Below are 17,227 nucleotides of genomic sequence, written 5' to 3' on the forward strand. Positions count from 1 at the left end.
GTCATCGAGCGGTGCCGCAGCGAGGAGCGACAGAGCACGCAACTGCGTGGCAGCTATCAGGGTAGACGCTCCCCGCGGCTTTCGCCGCTGGTGTCGAGCCTGCCATCGCCAGCCTCGTCGCGGCGTGCCTTTGGGCAGATTCAGTGAACATTGCGCCAAGCCAGCCGGTCACCTGCTCACAGTATGAAGTCGAGGAGACGACGATGAAAACGCTCACTGGATCGGCAGTTCTGCTCGCTGCCCTGTTCGTCACCGGCGCGCAGGCCGACGATGGTGCCCCGTCACTGCAGGAACAGCGCCAGCAGATCGGCGATGACATGGTTCGTGATCGTACCGGCACACCTCCCACCAGTGCAGACAGCATCAATCAGCCGGCCACCAATCAGAATCAGCAGCAACAGCCCAATCAGGTACCTGACCAGCAGGCACCGCGCAGTACGCTCAACTCGCCAGCCAGACAGAACCGCTCGGCCGAACCGACCGGCAATACGTCCAGCGAGCGGCAGCCGCCGAACCAGACCCCAGGCGTGCCGGCAAGCGAGGGACAGAATTCCCCACCGATTCAGGGCGGCTCGACACGCTCACCTGCAGCGCCGAGCTCCCCCAGCTCTGGCAACACCGGTGGCCCAGCAACAAGCAGCTCCACCAATTAGGCGAGATTCCGCCAAACCGAGCGCATTTCTGGCGAATCAGGGGCGGAAAATCGCCACCTGACTCACAGAAATGTGACAAACATATTGATACAGATCACTAGTTCATTGACCTGTACCCTTTCCGGCATCGCTTTTGCTTACTGCCGGCCGCCTGCGACGAAAGCGCGCACTTCAAAGGTAAATCGCCCGGCGTTTCAAAAAATCACCGGGACTGACCGGTTTCGCAGAACGGAACCTGGCAGCACGCAACAGGCGATGCAGCTTCGCTACCCAAGGCTGTACAGAGTCGGTCGTGCCGTCATGCAATCACATTAATGAAATGGTCTGTCTAATGAAAAAACTCCTGCTGTCCCTACTGTGCTTGAGCGCGCTCGGCTGCGCCAAGCAGCCCGAACCGGAAAAATCCGTGGACGTCCTGCTGATCGGCGGGGGCATCATGAGCGCAAGCCTCGGCACCTACCTCAACGAGCTGGAGCCGACCTGGAAGATCGACCTTTACGAGCGCCTGCCTCAGGTCGCCAGCGAAAGCTCCAATCCGTGGAACAACGCCGGTACTGGCCACTCGGCCCTCGCCGAGCTGAATTACACGCCGGAAAAGGCCGATGGCAGCATCGACATCAGCAAGGCCGTAGCGATCAACGAGTCGTTCGAGATCTCCAAGCAGTTCTGGGCCTACCAGGTCGACCAGGGCGTTCTGAACAATCCGAAGTCATTCATCAACAACGTCGCGCACATGAGCTTCGTATGGGGCGACAAGAACACCGAGTTCCTGAAGAAGCGCTATGACGCACTGCAGCACAGCTCGCTGTTCCGCAACATGGAGTTCTCCAACGACCCTGCGCAGATCGAGCAGTGGATTCCGCTGGTGATGGAAGGCCGTCAGCCGGGCGAGAAAATTGCCGCTACCCGCGTGCAGACCGGCACCGACGTGAACTTCGGCGAGATCACCAATCAGTTGCTCGATTCGCTGTCGCAGAAGAACGACGTGTTCAACGTCCACGTGCAGCATGAAGTTCGCGATATCACCCGCGCCGACGACGGCACCTGGAACGTCACCGTGGCCGACCTGGCCAACGACGAGAAGCTGAGCACCGTCAACGCCAAGTTCGTGTTCATCGGTGCCGGTGGTGGCGCCCTCAAGCTGCTGCAGAAGTCCGGCATTCCGGAAGCTGACGGCTATGCCGGTTTCCCGGTTGGTGGTTCCTTCCTGGTGACCCGCAATCCAGAAGTGGCAGCTCGTCACCAGGCCAAGGTCTACGGCCTGGCCTCCGTCGGTTCGCCGCCCATGTCGGTCCCGCACCTGGATACCCGTGTCATCGATGGCGAGAAAGTCATCCTGTTCGGGCCATTCGCGACCTTCTCCACCAAGTACCTGAAAAACGGTTCGCTGCTGGACATGTTCGGCACCATCACCACCCACAACATCTCGCCGATGGTCAATGCGGGCATCGACAACTTCTCGCTCAGCACCTACCTGATCGGTCAATTGATGCTCAGCCAGGAAGACCGCATGCACTCGCTGCGCGAGTACTTCCCGGAAGCTCAGGACAAGGACTGGGAGCTGGTACAGGCCGGTCAGCGCGTACAGATCATCAAGAAAGATCCTGAGCTGGGCGGTGTCCTGCAATTCGGTACCGAAGTGGTCAGCTCCGAAGACGGTTCCATCGCTGCGCTGCTCGGTGCATCGCCAGGTGCCTCCACTGCTGCGCCGATCATGCTTCACCTGATGGAAAAGACCTTCAAGGACAAGATCAAGACGCCGGAGTGGCAGGCCAAGCTGAAGCAGATCATCCCCTCCTACGGCCAGACCCTGAACAACAACCTGGAGCTGACCAACAAGACCCGTGCCTGGAGCAGCGAGCGCCTGCAACTGACCTATGTCGAGGTCAAACCAGAGCAGCAACAGGCCGAAGAGCCAGCCGAGGTCGAGGCGCCAGCCGAAGCCCAGTAACATTTCCGAACGGGCGCCTCCACGCAAGGCGCCCTGCAGAAACGAAAACGGCCCTTGAAGGGCCGTTTTCGTTTCTGCGATTTGACGCTCGGCGCGCCAGCGAGGGCTTCAGGCTCTCGCTGGCTCGGCACTACGCCCGCTGGCGATGAAACGCAGCATCCACTCACCCACCGTGCGCCCGTGGTGATCTTCGTGCAGGCTGTCCACGGCCACGCGATACACCGACTCGCCTATGTGTTGCTGACGAATATCGAGCAAGGCACGCGAGTACTCGGGCACGAACTCCGGATGCCCCTGGAAGCACAGCACCTGATCGCCGATGCGGTAGGCGGCATGGGCGCAGAATGGGCTGGACGCCAGCAAGGTGGCGTTTTCCGGCAGGCGGGTGACCTGGTCCTGATGACTGATCAGCAAGGTCACTTCATCCAGCGAGGGCGTCATCCACTCCGGCTGCTCGGCCAGTTGATAGCGATGAATCCCCACGCCCCAACCGCCACTGGCGCGCTCCGCCTTGCCACCGAGCAGCAGCGCCAGCAACTGATGACCGAAACAGATGCCAAGGAGCTTGTCACCGGCCCGATAGCGCTCCAGCAGGTAAGCCTTGAGGCTCTCGATCCAAGGATCGGTGGCGAATGAATCAGCCTTGCTACCGGTCACCAGATAGGCGTCGAAACGCGAACCGGCCGGCGGATAGTCGCCGTTCATCACGTTGAATACGCTGAAGGTGGCAGCGATCGCCTGACCAGCGAAAAGACGTTCGAACATCTTGCCGTAGCCCTGATACTGATCGACCAGCTCGGGGCGCAGGATGTCGGTTTCCAGAATGCAGATCTGCAACGACATGAGCGGTACCTGAAAAGAATGATGACGCCGCTAAAGCGTGCCTGCGCGCGCCGACCAAGGCAAGAGGCCAAGCGCCAAAGGCACGATCAGTCGTTTCGATAGTGACCATGAAGATCATTTGCTTCTGCTCGCTGTTCATGCAGAAGATGATTCTGCTCATCCCCCATTCACGGAGTGCTGCACCATGCACAGGCAAACCGTCAGATATGCTCGCAACGGAGCCCTCGCCGCCATCGGTCTCTACCTGGTGATCGCCACTGCGCTGCTCGGCATGAGCATGCACGGCACCCCCGGTGCTCGTAGCGACTCGCCAATGCCCAGTAACGCCCACGACACGTTGCCGGTCACTTCGACGGCCATGCAGACGAATCACTGAGCGCAACGGTTTTCTGAACCACAGGCGCAGCGGCGCACTCCAAGCATCAACGTCCGAAAACGGACGTAACCTCCCCGAAGAAAAAAGGAGTTTTACGATGCTCAAGAAGACCCTGACTGCCCTCACCGCCGCCGCTGCCCTGAGTGCCGGCTTCGCCATGGCCGATCGCCCTGGCGCTGACTGGATCAGCATCGAGCAAGCCCTGAGCAGCGCCAAACAGGCTGGCTTTACCCAGGTTCACAAGATCGAAGCCGACGACGCCGGTTACTGGGAAGGCGAAGGCACCAAGCAGGACAATCGCCTGTACGAATTCCGCATCGACGGCAAATCGGGCAAGGTCATTCGCGAGCAGCTGGACAACTAAGCTGCCACCGTGTGGAAAGCCGGCCTTAGGGCCGGTTTTTCGTAGGTTCGTCCTTTGATATCGGGCATCCGGACGAACGGTAAACAGGGATTTTCAGAGAAGCATTCGCCCGCGCGGCCTCTGGCGCAGGGGTGTGCGAAAGACACGAGGGGTTCCATAACTGTGCAGCACTCTCCGGCACTATGTTAGGAACCAACTGATATAAAAAAACAGGACATCCGCTCTACAGTGAATACATGCACCGCCGGGTCTTGCCGGGGTGACACTGGGGACGCGGCATTCACCGGCCCACACGACAACAATCAAAAAGGTAACGGCCATGTTCAAGACGCCCAAATTCCGTCAGGCGGGACTTATCCTCTTTGCGACTGCAGTATTGTTGATCCTGCCCAACATGAGCAGGATGATCGGCTGATACGCGGTCAGTTAACCTGCGGTATCCACCAGGCCAGAATCAGCGGCAGCAAGCCCACTGCCAGCACGGTCGAGCACATCACCAGACTGGCGACCTGTTCGGGCGAACGATTGGCACGCACCGCGAACAGATAATTGAATACCGCGACCGGCATCGCCGATTGCACCACCAGTACGGCATGAGTCAGCGGCTCGAGCCCCAGCGCTGCACCAATTCCCCAGCCGACCCCTGCCCCCAGCAGAATGCGCAACGCACCCAGCACGAGCCCCGAACCGAGGTGATGCAGGCGAATGCTCGCCAGCGAAACGCCCAGGGTCAGCAGCATCAACGGAATCGACATGCCGCCCAGAAGGCTGACGGTGTTGTCCAGCCAGCGTGGCAATTGCAGATCGAAGAAAATCATCGGCAGCGCCAGCAGCAGGCTGATCATGATCGGGTTGCGCAGCAGATCGCGGAGCGATGCCGCATTGCCCGACAGCGCGATACCCACGCTGAACTGGAAGATCGACAGGGTCAGAAAGAAGGCCACGGCCAGGGCCAGACCATGCTCGCCAAAGGCATAGAGGCTGATCGGCAGCCCCATGTTGCCGGTATTGGGAAACAGGAAGGCAGGCACCAGCACCTTCCACTCCTGCCGGAACAGCCGGCTACACAACCAGCCGAACAGCCCCATGCAGCCAGTCACCAGCACGCAGCCCAGGGCCATGCTGGTGAACGCCGCTGGATGGAGGTCGGCACGGCTCAATGTAGCCAGCACCAGGCTTGGCGTGCCGATGGTCAGCACCAGCCGGGCGATGAACTCCATCGGGTAGCTCTGGCCACTGCGGGCCCAGGCATAACCAATGCCGGAGACGATGACCACCGGGGCCAGTACAGCGAACAACTCGGCCAACATGGCCATTCCCCTTCGGCAAAGGGTGCATCCTAGAAGCGATGAGCAACTCATCGCAAGTCGTACAAGTACTGGCAAGCATGGATGCCGCGGGAGTGGAGCATCGAAGGGAGAGGCAGGCGATCAGGCCCCTGCCCTCACGGCATCACTGCTCCTGAGCGAGGATCAGCGGCTCCACGTCGACGCGCGCCATCATCCGCTCGCCACCGCCGCCACGGCGCATGCCGCGTACCGGGCAGGCATCGAGGTAATCCAGCCCGACCGCCAGTTTGAGGTGGCGTTCTGGTCGTGCCAGGCAGTTGGTCACGTCGAAGCTGTACCAGGCACCATCCAGCCAGGCTTCGGCCCAGGCGTGGCTGGCCAGGTGATCGCGGCTGTCGGTGAACAGATAACCGGACACATAGCGCGCCGGGATTGCCAGGCTGCGGGCACAGGCGATGAAGGCGTGGGCGTGGTCCTGGCAAACGCCCTGACGGCCGGCAAAGGCCTGCGCCGCGCTGGTTTCCACCTCGGTGACACCCGGCCGGTAGCTGATATGGCCGTTGAGGCCATGCATCAGATCGATCAGGGCATTGCGATCACGCCGACGCGCGCACTGCACGGCGGCAAAATCGCGTAGCGCTTCGTCCGCCTCGGTGAGCCGTGTGAAGCGCAGAAACGGCAGTGCCGACTGGCTTTCGTGTTCAGCGTCGCTGGACTCGTCGATCTCCACCTGACCGCGGGCGCCGATGACGATCGACTCATGAGGCTCGTCCAGCGTCAGCACGTGGAGGATGTTGCCATACGGGTCTCGCTGCGCACGCACCGGGCGCGGCAGATCCAGCTGCCAGCTGAGTACCTGCTGGCGTTCGCTGTCATGGGGCGTGAGGCGCAGGTACTGGATGCTGGCACGTACCTGGTCTTCGTAGTGATAGGTGGTGTTATGACGAATGGACAGTCTCATGCGACCTCCAGATAGGACGTGTGAATGACGCGACCGAGCTCGTGCACCTGGCCGATGAAATCGGTCAGCCAGGCATGCAGGCCCTCTTCCAGCACCTCGTCGATGCTGGTGTAGCGCAACCGTGCGTCGAGCTCGGCGGCCAGGCGCTGTGCCGGTCGGCCGTTCTCTCCAGGCAGGTTGGCGAGCATCAGGTACAACTCGTCCATGCAGGCACGCAGCGAACGCGGCACTTCGGGACGCAGCAACAGCAGTTCGGAAACCTTGCGGGCGCTTGGCGAGCCTCGATAGACCTCGGCGAACGCCTCGAACGACGACAGCGCGCGCAGCAAGGCACTCCACTGGTAGTAACTGTGTGCCGGCCGGCCATCGATCTCGTCGATGTCCTCGCCCAGCAGCTCGTAGCGTGAGTCGAGCAGACGCAGGGTGTTGTCGGCCCGCTCGATGAAGGTGCCAAGACGGATGAAGCGATAGGCTTCACCACGCACGATGGTGCCAAAGGTGGCCCCGCGGAACAGGTGCGAACGCTCCTTGACCCACTCGCAGAAGCGATTGATGCCGTAGCGGCCGAGGCCCTGATCGGCGATACCGCGAATCTCCAGCCAGGTTGCGTTGATGTTCTCCCACATGTCCGCGGTGATGCGCCCGCGTACCGCATGGGCGTTGCTGCGCGCAGCGCCGAGGCAGCTGTAGATGCTCGCCGGGTTCTGCGCATCCAGTGCGAAGAAATGCAGCATGCGCTCGGCATGCAGGGCACCGTGGCGCTCCTGATACTCCTCCAGGGTGCCGGTGATCAACAGCGGCATCGCCAGTTCGTCGAGGCCGTCGCGGCGGCCGTCCTGCGGCATCAGCGACAGCGAATAGCTGCCGTCGAGCATCCGCGCGAGGTTTTCCGCACGCTCCAGATAGCGGGACATCCAGTACAGATCGGAGGCAGTTCTCGATAGCATGCTCAGTCCTCCACTATCCAGGTGTCCTTGGTACCGCCGCCCTGCGACGAATTCACCACCAGCGACCCCTCACGCAGGGCCACACGGGTCAGCCCACCGGGCACCAGGCGGGTCTCCTTGCCGGACAGGACGAAGGGGCGCAAATCGATGTGCCGCGGCGCGATGCCGTTCTCGACGAAGGTCGGGCAGGTCGACAGACACAGGGTCGGCTGCGCGATGTATGCCTCCGGCCGGGCGATCAGGCGCAGGCGAAACGCTTCGATCTCCGCCTTGCTGGCAGCCGGACCGACGAGCATGCCGTAACCACCGGAGCCCTGGGTTTCCTTGACCACCAGGTCCTTGAGGTTGGCCAGTACATGGGACAGCTCGCTGGGCTTGCGGCATTGCCAGGTCGGTACGTTCTTGAGGATGGGTTCCTCGTCGAGGTAGAAGCGGATCATCTCGCCCACGTAGGGGTAGATCGATTTGTCATCGGCCACGCCGGTACCGATGGCGTTGGCCAGCACCACGTTGCCGGACCGGTAGGTGGACAGCAGGCCGGGTACACCGAGCATCGAGTCGGGGTTGAAGGCCAGCGGATCCAGATAGGCGTCGTCGAGGCGGCGGTACACCACGTCGACCTGCCTGGCGCCTGAGGTCGTACGCATGAACAGCTTGTCGTCGCGTACGAACAGGTCGGCGCCCTCCACCAGCTCCACGCCCATTTCCCGGGCCAGAAAGGCGTGCTCGAAGTAGGCACTGTTGAAGCGTCCCGGCGTGAGTACCACCACCGTGGGGTTATCCAGCGGGCTGGAGGTCTTCAGGGTGTCGAGCAGCAGGCTCGGGTAATGGTCGATGGGCGCGATGCGCTGATTGGCGAACAGCTCGGGGAACAGGCGCATCATCATCTTGCGGTCTTCGAGCATGTAGCTGACACCACTGGGGGTGCGCAGGTTGTCCTCGAGCACGTAGTAGGTGCCGTCGCCATCACGTACCAGATCGACGCCAGCAATGTGCGCATACAGATCACGGTGCAGGTTCAACCCCTGCATCGCCATCTGATACCCCTCGTTGGCCAGCACCTGTTCGGCAGGAATCAGCCCGGCCTTGATGATGCGCTGGTCATGGTACAGGTCGGCGAGGAACATGTTCAGCGCTTGCACCCGCTGGATGCAGCCACGCTCGACGATGCGCCATTCGCTGGCCGGGATACTGCGCGGAATGATGTCGAAGGGAATCAGCCGCTCGGTGCCCTGATCGTCACCATAAAGCGTGAAGGTGATACCGGCGCGATGGAAGAGCAGATCCGCCTCGCGGCGCCTTTGAGCCAGCAACTCCTGAGGGGTGTCCGCCAACCAGCGGGCAAAAGCTTGGTAATGCGGACGACATGCGCCATCCGCCAGGTGCATCTCATCATAAAAGGTGCGGGCCATGCCGTACTCCTTGCCACCCGTGTCAACCCATACGCTGCAAACGTCGAGCCAGCGTATTTATTCCTTTAAAATCAATGATATAAATTTACAACCAAGCCCTGTCGCACCACTTTGACGCACGCTGATGCTCACTGGCTGTCGGACGTGCTCCATCGCGTTGCACTGCGCGGCTACGACCGGCGCCCGTGCATCTTGTTTTTACAGCCGCGCCTCATGAAAGCGTAGACAGGCGAGACGGCAAAGCATTGCACTTTTCTCTCACGTCCTTCCGTCCAGAAAAAGCATTGCGATAGAAACATCCGCGACGCAACGCGATCCCAGCTTCAGGTGCCGTGTTTTTACGCGGCTGACAACTAACGTCCCTGAACAAGGAACGCCCGATGAACAGCTGCCTCGTACCTCCCTACATCCTCGACCGTATCATCGGTCACGGAACCGAGCGTCAACGCGATTGCGCACGCAGCACGCTCAATCATGTCAATTCATTGCGGCACAATAATGGCGCGCCTCGGCTTGCTACGCAGCAGGCTGGCCGCAGTGCCGTACAGGCGGGACAGCCGCAGCGCAGCATCCACGATGCCGGGCAGGACATGCGCCTGCCCGGTGAGCTGAGTCGTAGCGAAGGGCAGGCCGCAACCGGCGACGTGGCGGTAGACGAAGCGTACGAGGCACTGGGCGCGACCTATGCCTTCTTCTGGGAGGTTCTGGGTCGCCACTCCATCGACGGCCAGGGGTTTGCGCTGGTGGGTACCGTGCATTATGGACAGGCTTACGAAAACGCCTTCTGGAACGGCGAACAAATGGTCTTCGGTGATGGCGACGGCGAGATTTTCAACCGCTTCACCATCGCCCTGGACGTGGTCGCACACGAGCTGACCCACGGCGTCATCGATACCGAAGCCGCCCTCGCCTACGTCAACCAGTCCGGCGCGCTGAACGAATCGCTATCCGACGTATTCGGCATTCTCACCAAGCAGTACACCCTGCAGCAGACCGCTGAACAGTCGGACTGGATCATCGGTGCCGGCCTGCTGACCGACGCGGTCAACGGCAACGGCCTGCGCTCCATGTCGGCTCCGGGTAGCGCCTATGACGATCCGCTGCTCGGCAAGGATCCGCAGCCTGGGCACATGCGCGACTTCGTCGACACGCGGGAAGACAATGGCGGCGTCCATATCAATTCCGGGATACCCAACCGTGCCTTCCACTTGGCAGCCATCGCCCTTGGTGGCTTTGCCTGGGAAAAGGCTGGGCTCATCTGGTACGACACGCTCTGCGACGGACGCTTGAGCAACGACGCCTCGTTCGTCGACTTTGCCAGCCTGTGCGTGAACAACGCCGAACAGCGTTATGGTCAGGGTTCTCGGGAAGCACTTGCCGTCAGCAAGGCGTGGCAAGACGTTGGCGTAGAGGCCGCATCATGAAAGAACTGCCGGAACTGGGTACCAACGCTGTCGTGCGGATTTCCCGGCAGGGAGGCTTCGCTGCGATCAGCGCATTGAGTCGCCCGCGAGAAATCGATTTTGCTCAATGCGACCCTACCCAGCGCGGGCAGGTGTGCTCCGTTCTGGAGAACTGTCTGTCGGTGGCCAGACCCGAGGTCGGCAAGGGCGACCAGCGCTTCTATCGCATAGAGCTGCAGGTGCCACGCCAGCAAGAGCAAGGTGAGCTGGTGCTGCAGATTCCCGAAGAGCAGGCTCCTCGGGAGCTGATAAGACTGTGGGAGAAAGGGGCCTGAGCCCCTGGCAGCGGAACGCTGCCAGGGTTTGCCGCATGGATCGATAAGGCTGGTTTCAGCTCCTGAGGCTGGCGGGCCTGGGCTCCTGGGTCACGCCCCAGCCATCCAGCTTGCCACCCAGTGGTGCCACCACCGCTTGCATGTCCTGCTCGAAATCATCGATACCCGCATAGGTGACATGCATCACCTTGCTCACCTGCAGGTGCCAACCGCCCTCGTCACGCTCGGTCACCAGAGCGTGCAGCGACTCGCCACGAAAATTTCGTGTCGCCTTCAGTGCATTGTTTTCATCGGGAAAAATTGCGTAGAACTCGATGGGATGGACACTGGCAAAATCGAACCCCCCTTGCTTCATCCGACCTAGAACGCCACCACTGACATCATCGTGCAAGGCTGTGCTCATAACGTTGATCTCCATCAGGTGAAAGGTTGGATCGCCGAACCAACGGCTCCCATGTGCCTGGTCTGATTGGTCGACGCGGACCGTAGAAATAGGCCCTGTCATTGAGAGTAGACCGCTCAGCGGCTCGCGTCGTTCTGTCGCAGCCCCATGCTATACCCATTAATGACACCCACGCCCGTTTTGCAGGTGCGTTTCGAACAGGGATCGTCGTGCTGCCGGCGCGGGCCAGACACGAGGTATCACCCATGAGTACGCTACAGTGCACCCACCGCGATCATCACATCAGCGCCGAAGTCATGGAGCATCCAGGCATCCCAACCCCCTGGGCTGGGGGCTGCCGGATCACCGCGCCGGACGGACGCACCACCCGGCGCATGGCGCTGCCGTTGAATGGAGCCTTCCTCGACGACCTGAACAAGGCCCAGCACGCCTCCATCGCACACGGTAAATGGCTGGTCGATCAGTATCTTGATAAACAGCGGGATCTTTTTCCCGATAGCGCGGCCAAACATCACGCAGCATGAGGCCGTATCGAGTGGCCCGCATACGCAGCGGGCCATTCCATTTCCCAGCTAAAGCGCGCAAGCGCCCATTCCAGCCGGTCTCATGCCCAGATAGATCCTGGCCGCACACCGATGCGGTCGCTCCCATTCGAGACGAAGGTTGGATTTCATGGCGAAACACACGCTTTTCATTTCCACAGTTTTGATGACCAGCATCCTGGCGCTGACTGCCTGCAGCGACGCCGACAAGATCCCCGCCAAGACCGCCTCCGCCGCCCAGAGCAGCCCGCCCAAGCTGCAGGAAAAAGCGGATCTCAGCCCATTCGCCGGGTTCGCCAGTGCGCGCTTCGGCAGTGACGAGGCGGCGGTACGTGCAGCCTGGAAAGGTTCTCTGCGCGAGGGCGGAGGCACCTCTGACACCTGCCGCCAATTGGTCCAGGACCCACGGCCTGCAAAAGGCTTCGGTACCTCGTTCATGCTCGAGAACGGGCTGTTCGTGCGCTATGACATCGATACCCGCGAGCGCAAGGCGCCTCGTGGTCTGCAGGTTGGCAGCAGTGCCCAGCAGATTCGCGCCACCTTCCCCGGCCACTTCGAGGAGCAGCCGCACAAGTACGTGAAAGGTGCCAGCGACTTTATCGTCAAGCCGTTCATCGACAGTGAAGCCCGACTGGTTTTCGAGACCGACCCCAACGGTCTGGTAACCCGCTGGCGCATCGGCATGCCACCGGCCGTCTTCTACGTGGAAGGCTGCAGCTGAGCGACCCCAAGGGCGAGACACTGATCTCGCCTTCCTCCGCGTAGGAGCCCGCTTGCGGGCGATACGATGGTGGGTGCTCAGCGACATCGTCGCCATGGCTGACATTCGCCAGCAAGCTGGCTCCTACATGACTACGCGAATCCACCACGCCGTAGGAGCCCACTTGCGGGCGATGCGATGGTGAGTGCTCAGCGACATCGTCAGCATGGCCGCCATTCGCCAGCAAGCTGGCTCCTACATGACCGCGTCAATCCCCAGCCCCGTAGGAGCCCGCTTGCGGGCGATGCGATGGTGAGTGCTCAGCGACATCGTCGCCATGGCTGACATTCGCCAGCAACCTGGCGCCTACACGACTACGCGAATCCACTACGCCGTAGGAGCCCGCTTGCGGGCGATACGATGGTGAGTGCTCAGCGACATCGTCGCCATGGCTGACATTCGCCAGCAAGCTGAACTGGTCAAGTAATTCTGGACACCGTTTATGGTTTAGGCCGCCAGCTTCTCTGCAGCCACGGGTGATCGGTAGCCGTTATAACTGTGAGGCCTGATGGTGTTGTAGCGCGTGATGTAAATCTGCACATCCACCCGGGCCTCATGCTCTGTTTCATAACCTCCATCGGGCACCCATTCCGACTTCAGGCTGCCAAAGAAACGTTCCATTGGAGCATTGTCCCAACACTCGCCTTTGCGACTCATGCTCTGCTGAAGACCATGCCGGCTCAGCTCATCCCTGAATCGATGGCTGGTGTACTGGCAGCCTTGATCGGAGTGGAACAGCACATTTGTCGGGTGCCCCCGCAGTTCAATGGCCATTCGCAACGCCTCGCAGGCTAACGCCGCATCCGAAATCAACGAGAACGACCAGCCCACGACACGCCGGGCAAACAGGTCTAGAACCACCGCCATGTAAAGCCACCGTTTCCCAATCTTGATGTAGGTGACATCCCCACACCACACCGTGTCAGGAGTCTTTACATCGAACCGGCGCTTGAGGACATGCGGTGCCGTTAACGCCTCTACTCCTGAGGACTTGTACTTGTGCCGGCGACGTTGCCGACTGGCGATACCGGCTTCAAGCATCAGTCCACTCGCCTTGAAACGGCCCACCCGGTGGCCGTCGGCCTGCAGCAACTTGGCCAACGTGCGAGCACCAGCCGATCCTCTCGTGGCTCGGTGATGCCTGACCAGCTTGGCCTTGAGCTGCTCGCGCTCAGGGCAAGGTCGGCCTTTGCGTTGACGCCAGTTGTAAAAGCCGCTGCGACTGACGGCCAGTACACGGCAACATTCATTGATGTCGTACTGCTCGCCCAGCTTTTCGATTAACGCGAAGGTTCCTTGGCGTCCGCAAGCAGGAGAGCACTGGCCTTTTTTAGGATTTCGATGTCCCGGTCTTTTTGCTTGAGCAAGGCATGTAACCGCTGAATTTCTCGCTGATCAGAGGTTATCGCCTTGGCTCCAACCGGCGTGATGCCTTCACGCTCCTGGCGCAACTGACTGACCCAGCGGCGAAGTGCGGTGGGCCCGATATCCAGATTGGCGCAGACCTGGGGCACTGATTGCCCTTCGTCCAGCACCATGCTGGCCGCCTTGATCTTGAAATCGTTCGAGTAGGAGTTACGCATAACAAAACACCCCCTGTTGTGGACGCCATCATAGCGCCCGATTGAGGTGTCCAGATTTATTAAGCCAGTTCAAGCTGGCTCCTACACGCTTGCGTGAATCGCCCGCCCCGTAGGAGCCCGCTTGCGGGCGATGCGATGGTGGGGGCTCAGCAGAACCGATGAGCATGGCCGCCCCAGCACCTGCGCCAGCGCGACTCGCCTCAAACGCCCACCGTGCAGCACCTCAGGCTACGGCTTGTCGGGCATGCCATCCACTACGCCAGCGGTATTATCCAAAAGGCTCTTGGTGGCGGTCTGCAGGAAACCCTCGAGGCGCTTCTGCAGCAGCTCGTCGACCGGCCCTTCGATGCGCTCGGCTGTCGGTTTGGCGCCCAGGCTGTAGCGATACAGGCGCGGCTCGAAGCCCTTGGGCTGGACCAGCACTTTGTCGGAGGTGACGATGGCCACCGTCTGGTCGCCGCCCGATGGCTTGATCACGCCGATGCCTCCATCGCCTTCCGGCAGATTGAGCAGGTCACGCCCCCAGCACTGGTGACGCACTTCGCCACCCAGGCGCCCCATGATGGTCGGCACGATGTCGACCTGGGTGCCCACGGTATGGCTGACCTTGCCGAACTTCTCCTGAATGCCCGGCGCGATCAGCAGCAAGGGCACGTTGAAACGCTGCAGGTCCATCTCGGTAACCTGATCGAAGCCACCGAAGCCATGGTCACCCACGACCACGAACAGGGTTTCCTTGAAGTACGGCTCCTTGCGCGCCTTCTCGAAGAATTGCCCAAGGGCCCAATCCGAATAGCGCATCGCCGTACGGTGCATGTTCTCCTTGCCATCGATCAGCACCGGCTCCACCGGCAGATCCTTGGGCAAGGCGTAAGGCGTGTGGTTGGACAGGGTCTGCAGCAATGCATAGAACGGCTTGTAGCCGTAGTTGCTCTTCAGCTCCTGGGCGCCGCGGTCGAACATGTCCTGATCGGATACGCCCCAGGTCGGATCCATGAACACCGGGTCGACGAAATCCTCGCGGCCGATGAAGTCGGTCATGCCCTGGTTGCTGAAGAAGCCGGACTGGTTGTCCCACTGAAAATTGCCGTTATAGACATACAGGTTGTCGAAACCGCGGCCACCCAGCAGTTGCGGCAAACCGGAGAACTTGTGGGCGCCTTCCGGCGTACGCATCAGGTACTCGAAGCCCGGCAGATTGGGGAAGCAGGCCATGGTGGCGAACATGCCCTGATGGGTATGGGTGCCATTGGAGAAGAAGCGGTCGAACAGCAGCCCCTCCTTGCTCAGCTTGTCGAAATAAGGGGTGATGTTGCCTGGCGCGCCGAGCGCACCGACGGAATGGCCGGCGAAACTCTCCATCAGGATGACCACCACGTTGCGGATCGGCAGCGTGCCATCGGCTGGCGGCGTGTAGACGCGGCGCATGGCGGCGCTATCGGCGTCGACCAGCTTGTCGTCCGGGGTCAGCAACATGTCGCGGGTGATCTGCCGGGCCTGGTCGTCTTCCATGGTCGGCTGCCAGGTGTTGTCGCGGTGCGGGCCGAAGGTAGCCTGAGCAGCGGTGAACAGAGTCAGGGTGCCGTTCAACCCCAACTGGTTGGCGAACATCGATTCGGTGGTATAGGCATCGCCCCAACGCAGCGGCGGGCCCTGGCGCAGGTGGCCACGGGCGGCGATCACCGCGATCAGCAGGCACAGGAAGAACACCGAAGCGCGCCAGTACCAGGCAACCTTGGGCCGTACACCGGCAGCGCCACTGCGCGTCCTGGTGCGGCTGGCGCGGTCGAACAGCGTGAACATCCACCACAGCAGGCCGGTGATGACGAACCAGGCGATCAGGTAGCGGGCAACCGGGAAACCGTTCCACAGCATGCTCATCACGGTAGCCTGATCTTCCTGCAGGTACTGGAACACCAGGCTGTTCAGGCGCTGGTGAAACTCCTTGTAGAAGTCCAGTTCGGCCAGGCCGAGAAACAGCGTGAGGCTGGAGAAGATCGTCAGCCAGACGCGCTGCCACACACGCGCAAGCATGGCGCGGGTGCTCAGCAAGGCGATCAGCAGCGGCGCGCAGGCATAGACCACCACGCGCAGGTCGAACCGCAAACCGTTGTAAAACGCCTCGGCGAACACCGCAGGCGGCGTATCGCCGATCAACTCACGGTTGTAGACCAGCAACGCGGCGCGCAATCCGGTGTACATCACCAGCAGCGCCAGGGCGCTGAACAGGGTGAAGAGCAACTGGCTGCGTAACGGCTGAAAGGAATGCGAGGCGCTGGGAGGGGTGCCCTGAACTGCTGTAGGGGTCATGTTCGATCATCCACAAAAGACTTATTCCGCCCAGCTCGCCGCGAATAACGGCAACTGGTGCCGCGCGAGTGTGTTCGTGTGGATGTGAAAATTTTGTCGATAAGGATTCTCAGCGTCGCGCAGTGGCTCCACTGAAGTCTGGCCACACCGGGCGCGCTGTTTGAAAGTCATTTGCACACTGACAAGATATCGCCCCCGGGGTTATCTTCAGCGCCATGACACAGAGCCGAACCATCAGCCTTCCGTACCTCACGCCATGGAACTGGCAGCAGTTCCATGAGCACTTCAAGCTACGGGCGATCCCCGGACAAGAGCTTCTGGGCGATCGCGACTACTGCCGCAGTTTTCGCCTGGCCGACGTTACCGGCTGGTTCCGCGTCAGCGCCCTGCCCGACCAGAACGCGCTCGAGCTGGCTTACAGCACCTCGGCCGAAGCCTGCCTGCCGCAGCTGGCCCAACGGGTACGCCGCATGTTCGATCTGGATGCCGACCCGGCCATCATCGCCGCCCACTTCGCGGCCGACCGGCACCTCGCACCGATGCTCGCTCGCAACCCGGGCCTGCGCCTGCCCACTGCGTTCGATACCTTCGAACAGGCCGTGCGGGCCATCGTCGGCCAGCAGGTCACGGTCAAGGCGGCTGTGACCATCACCGGGCGCCTGGTCAGCCGACTTGGCGAGTCGCTGGCAGACGCCCCCACCGGCATCGACCGCCTGTTCCCGACACCCGCGGCCATCGCTGCAGCAAACCTCGACGCCATCGGCATGCCCGGCAAACGCGTACAGACCCTGCAGCATTTCGCCGCCCAGGTCGCCAGCGGCGCGTTGCATCTGGATATCAGCCAGGGCGCGAGCGAGCTGATCGCGCGGCTGTGCGCCCTGCCCGGCATCGGCCCCTGGACCGCCGAATACATCGCCCTGCGCGCATTCGGCGACGCGGACGCCTTTCCCGCCAGTGACCTGGGCCTGCTGAAGGCGCCAATCTGGGGAGCGGGAGGCATCAGCGCTCGACAGCTGCAGGCCCATGCAGAGGCCTGGCGCCCCTGGAGGGCCTATGCGGCAGCCCACCTCTGGCAAGACTATTCAGGAGGCTGAA

18 protein-coding genes are annotated in these 17,227 nt (G+C 61.4%); 9 read left to right on the plus strand and 9 right to left on the minus strand.

The window, feature by feature from the left end; translation table 11 throughout:
* Positions 1–203 precede the first annotated feature (203 nt).
* Positions 204–653 carry a hypothetical protein gene (locus tag FHR27_RS08930; protein WP_179538395.1) on the plus strand — a complete coding sequence of 150 codons (450 nt, stop codon included), beginning with the start codon at positions 204–206 and terminating at the stop codon, positions 651–653.
* A 331-nt stretch (positions 654–984) separates the two neighbouring features.
* The gene (locus FHR27_RS08935; protein WP_042554122.1) at positions 985–2,604 is read left to right on the plus strand and encodes a malate:quinone oxidoreductase; all 1,620 of its coding nucleotides are present in this window, start codon (positions 985–987) and stop codon (positions 2,602–2,604) included.
* A 108-nt stretch (positions 2,605–2,712) separates the two neighbouring features.
* Here FHR27_RS08935 and FHR27_RS08940 read toward each other — a convergent pair whose 3' ends face one another.
* Positions 2,713–3,447, minus strand: coding sequence for an amidotransferase (locus FHR27_RS08940; protein WP_042554121.1), 735 nt, complete (start codon positions 3,445–3,447; stop codon positions 2,713–2,715).
* Between the two features lie 184 nt (positions 3,448–3,631).
* Between FHR27_RS08940 and FHR27_RS08945 the strand changes: the two genes are divergently transcribed.
* Positions 3,632–3,823 (plus strand): hypothetical protein, encoded by a 192-nt coding sequence (locus FHR27_RS08945; RefSeq protein WP_042554120.1) that lies wholly within the window; start codon positions 3,632–3,634, stop codon positions 3,821–3,823.
* Positions 3,824–3,920: 97 nt separating this feature from the next.
* The gene (locus FHR27_RS08950; RefSeq protein WP_042554119.1) at positions 3,921–4,187 is read left to right on the plus strand and encodes a PepSY domain-containing protein; all 267 of its coding nucleotides are present in this window, start codon (positions 3,921–3,923) and stop codon (positions 4,185–4,187) included.
* A 422-nt stretch (positions 4,188–4,609) separates the two neighbouring features.
* Here the strand turns inward: FHR27_RS08950 and FHR27_RS08955 are convergent, their stop codons facing one another.
* The 4 genes from FHR27_RS08955 to FHR27_RS08970 form a co-directional block, all read right to left on the minus strand.
* Entirely contained in the window at positions 4,610–5,497 is an 888-nt protein-coding gene (locus tag FHR27_RS08955) for an AEC family transporter (protein WP_179538396.1), read from the minus strand.
* 142 nt (positions 5,498–5,639) lie between these two features.
* On the minus strand, positions 5,640–6,437 hold the full coding sequence (locus tag FHR27_RS08960; protein WP_042554118.1) for a transglutaminase family protein: 798 nt from the start codon (positions 6,435–6,437) through the stop codon (positions 5,640–5,642).
* Positions 6,434–7,384 carry an alpha-E domain-containing protein gene (locus tag FHR27_RS08965; RefSeq protein ID WP_042554117.1) on the minus strand — a complete coding sequence of 317 codons (951 nt, stop codon included), beginning with the start codon at positions 7,382–7,384 and terminating at the stop codon, positions 6,434–6,436. The genes FHR27_RS08960 and FHR27_RS08965 overlap by 4 nt, the downstream gene beginning before the upstream one ends.
* A gap of 2 nt (positions 7,385–7,386) precedes the next feature.
* Positions 7,387–8,796 carry a circularly permuted type 2 ATP-grasp protein gene (locus FHR27_RS08970; RefSeq protein ID WP_042554116.1) on the minus strand — a complete coding sequence of 470 codons (1,410 nt, stop codon included), beginning with the start codon at positions 8,794–8,796 and terminating at the stop codon, positions 7,387–7,389.
* Between the two features lie 380 nt (positions 8,797–9,176).
* On the opposite strand from FHR27_RS08970, the gene FHR27_RS08975 reads away from it, so the two are divergent.
* Together FHR27_RS08975 and FHR27_RS08980 are read left to right on the plus strand one after the other, a co-directional pair.
* Positions 9,177–10,220 (plus strand): M4 family metallopeptidase, encoded by a 1,044-nt coding sequence (locus FHR27_RS08975; protein WP_042554115.1) that lies wholly within the window; start codon positions 9,177–9,179, stop codon positions 10,218–10,220.
* Positions 10,217–10,534: a protealysin inhibitor emfourin gene (locus FHR27_RS08980; protein WP_042554114.1), complete on the plus strand. Its 318-nt coding sequence runs from the start codon at positions 10,217–10,219 to the stop codon at positions 10,532–10,534. The genes FHR27_RS08975 and FHR27_RS08980 overlap by 4 nt, the downstream gene beginning before the upstream one ends.
* A gap of 55 nt (positions 10,535–10,589) precedes the next feature.
* On the opposite strand, the gene FHR27_RS08985 is transcribed toward FHR27_RS08980, so the two are convergent.
* Positions 10,590–10,937, minus strand: coding sequence for a ribonuclease E inhibitor RraB (locus FHR27_RS08985; protein ID WP_042554113.1), 348 nt, complete (start codon positions 10,935–10,937; stop codon positions 10,590–10,592).
* Between the two features lie 245 nt (positions 10,938–11,182).
* Here FHR27_RS08985 and FHR27_RS08990 point away from each other — a divergent pair, with 245 nt between their 5' ends.
* Positions 11,183–11,461: a hypothetical protein gene (locus tag FHR27_RS08990; RefSeq protein WP_082045790.1), complete on the plus strand. Its 279-nt coding sequence runs from the start codon at positions 11,183–11,185 to the stop codon at positions 11,459–11,461.
* Positions 11,462–11,645: 184 nt separating this feature from the next.
* Positions 11,646–12,200, plus strand: coding sequence for a hypothetical protein (locus FHR27_RS08995; protein ID WP_052493801.1), 555 nt, complete (start codon positions 11,646–11,648; stop codon positions 12,198–12,200).
* A gap of 486 nt (positions 12,201–12,686) precedes the next feature.
* Here FHR27_RS08995 and FHR27_RS09000 read toward each other — a convergent pair whose 3' ends face one another.
* The 3 genes from FHR27_RS09000 to FHR27_RS09005 form a co-directional block, all read right to left on the minus strand.
* A complete protein-coding gene (locus FHR27_RS09000; protein ID WP_319802000.1) occupies positions 12,687–13,520 on the minus strand; it encodes an IS3 family transposase in 834 nt (277 codons plus the stop codon).
* A complete protein-coding gene (locus tag FHR27_RS26890; protein WP_257026799.1) occupies positions 13,520–13,822 on the minus strand; it encodes a transposase in 303 nt (100 codons plus the stop codon). Before FHR27_RS26890 ends, FHR27_RS09000 begins: the two co-directional genes overlap by 1 nt.
* 228 nt (positions 13,823–14,050) lie before the next feature.
* Positions 14,051–16,132 carry an LTA synthase family protein gene (locus FHR27_RS09005; protein ID WP_179538397.1) on the minus strand — a complete coding sequence of 694 codons (2,082 nt, stop codon included), beginning with the start codon at positions 16,130–16,132 and terminating at the stop codon, positions 14,051–14,053.
* Positions 16,133–16,347: 215 nt separating this feature from the next.
* Here FHR27_RS09005 and FHR27_RS09010 point away from each other — a divergent pair, with 215 nt between their 5' ends.
* Positions 16,348–17,226, plus strand: a complete 879-nt coding sequence (locus tag FHR27_RS09010) for a DNA-3-methyladenine glycosylase family protein (protein WP_179538398.1) — start codon at positions 16,348–16,350, stop codon at positions 17,224–17,226.
* Position 17,227 lies beyond the last annotated feature (1 nt).

This window comes from Pseudomonas flavescens (assembly GCF_013408425.1).
GTDB classification, from domain to species: Bacteria; Pseudomonadota; Gammaproteobacteria; order Pseudomonadales; family Pseudomonadaceae; genus Aquipseudomonas; species Aquipseudomonas fulva_A.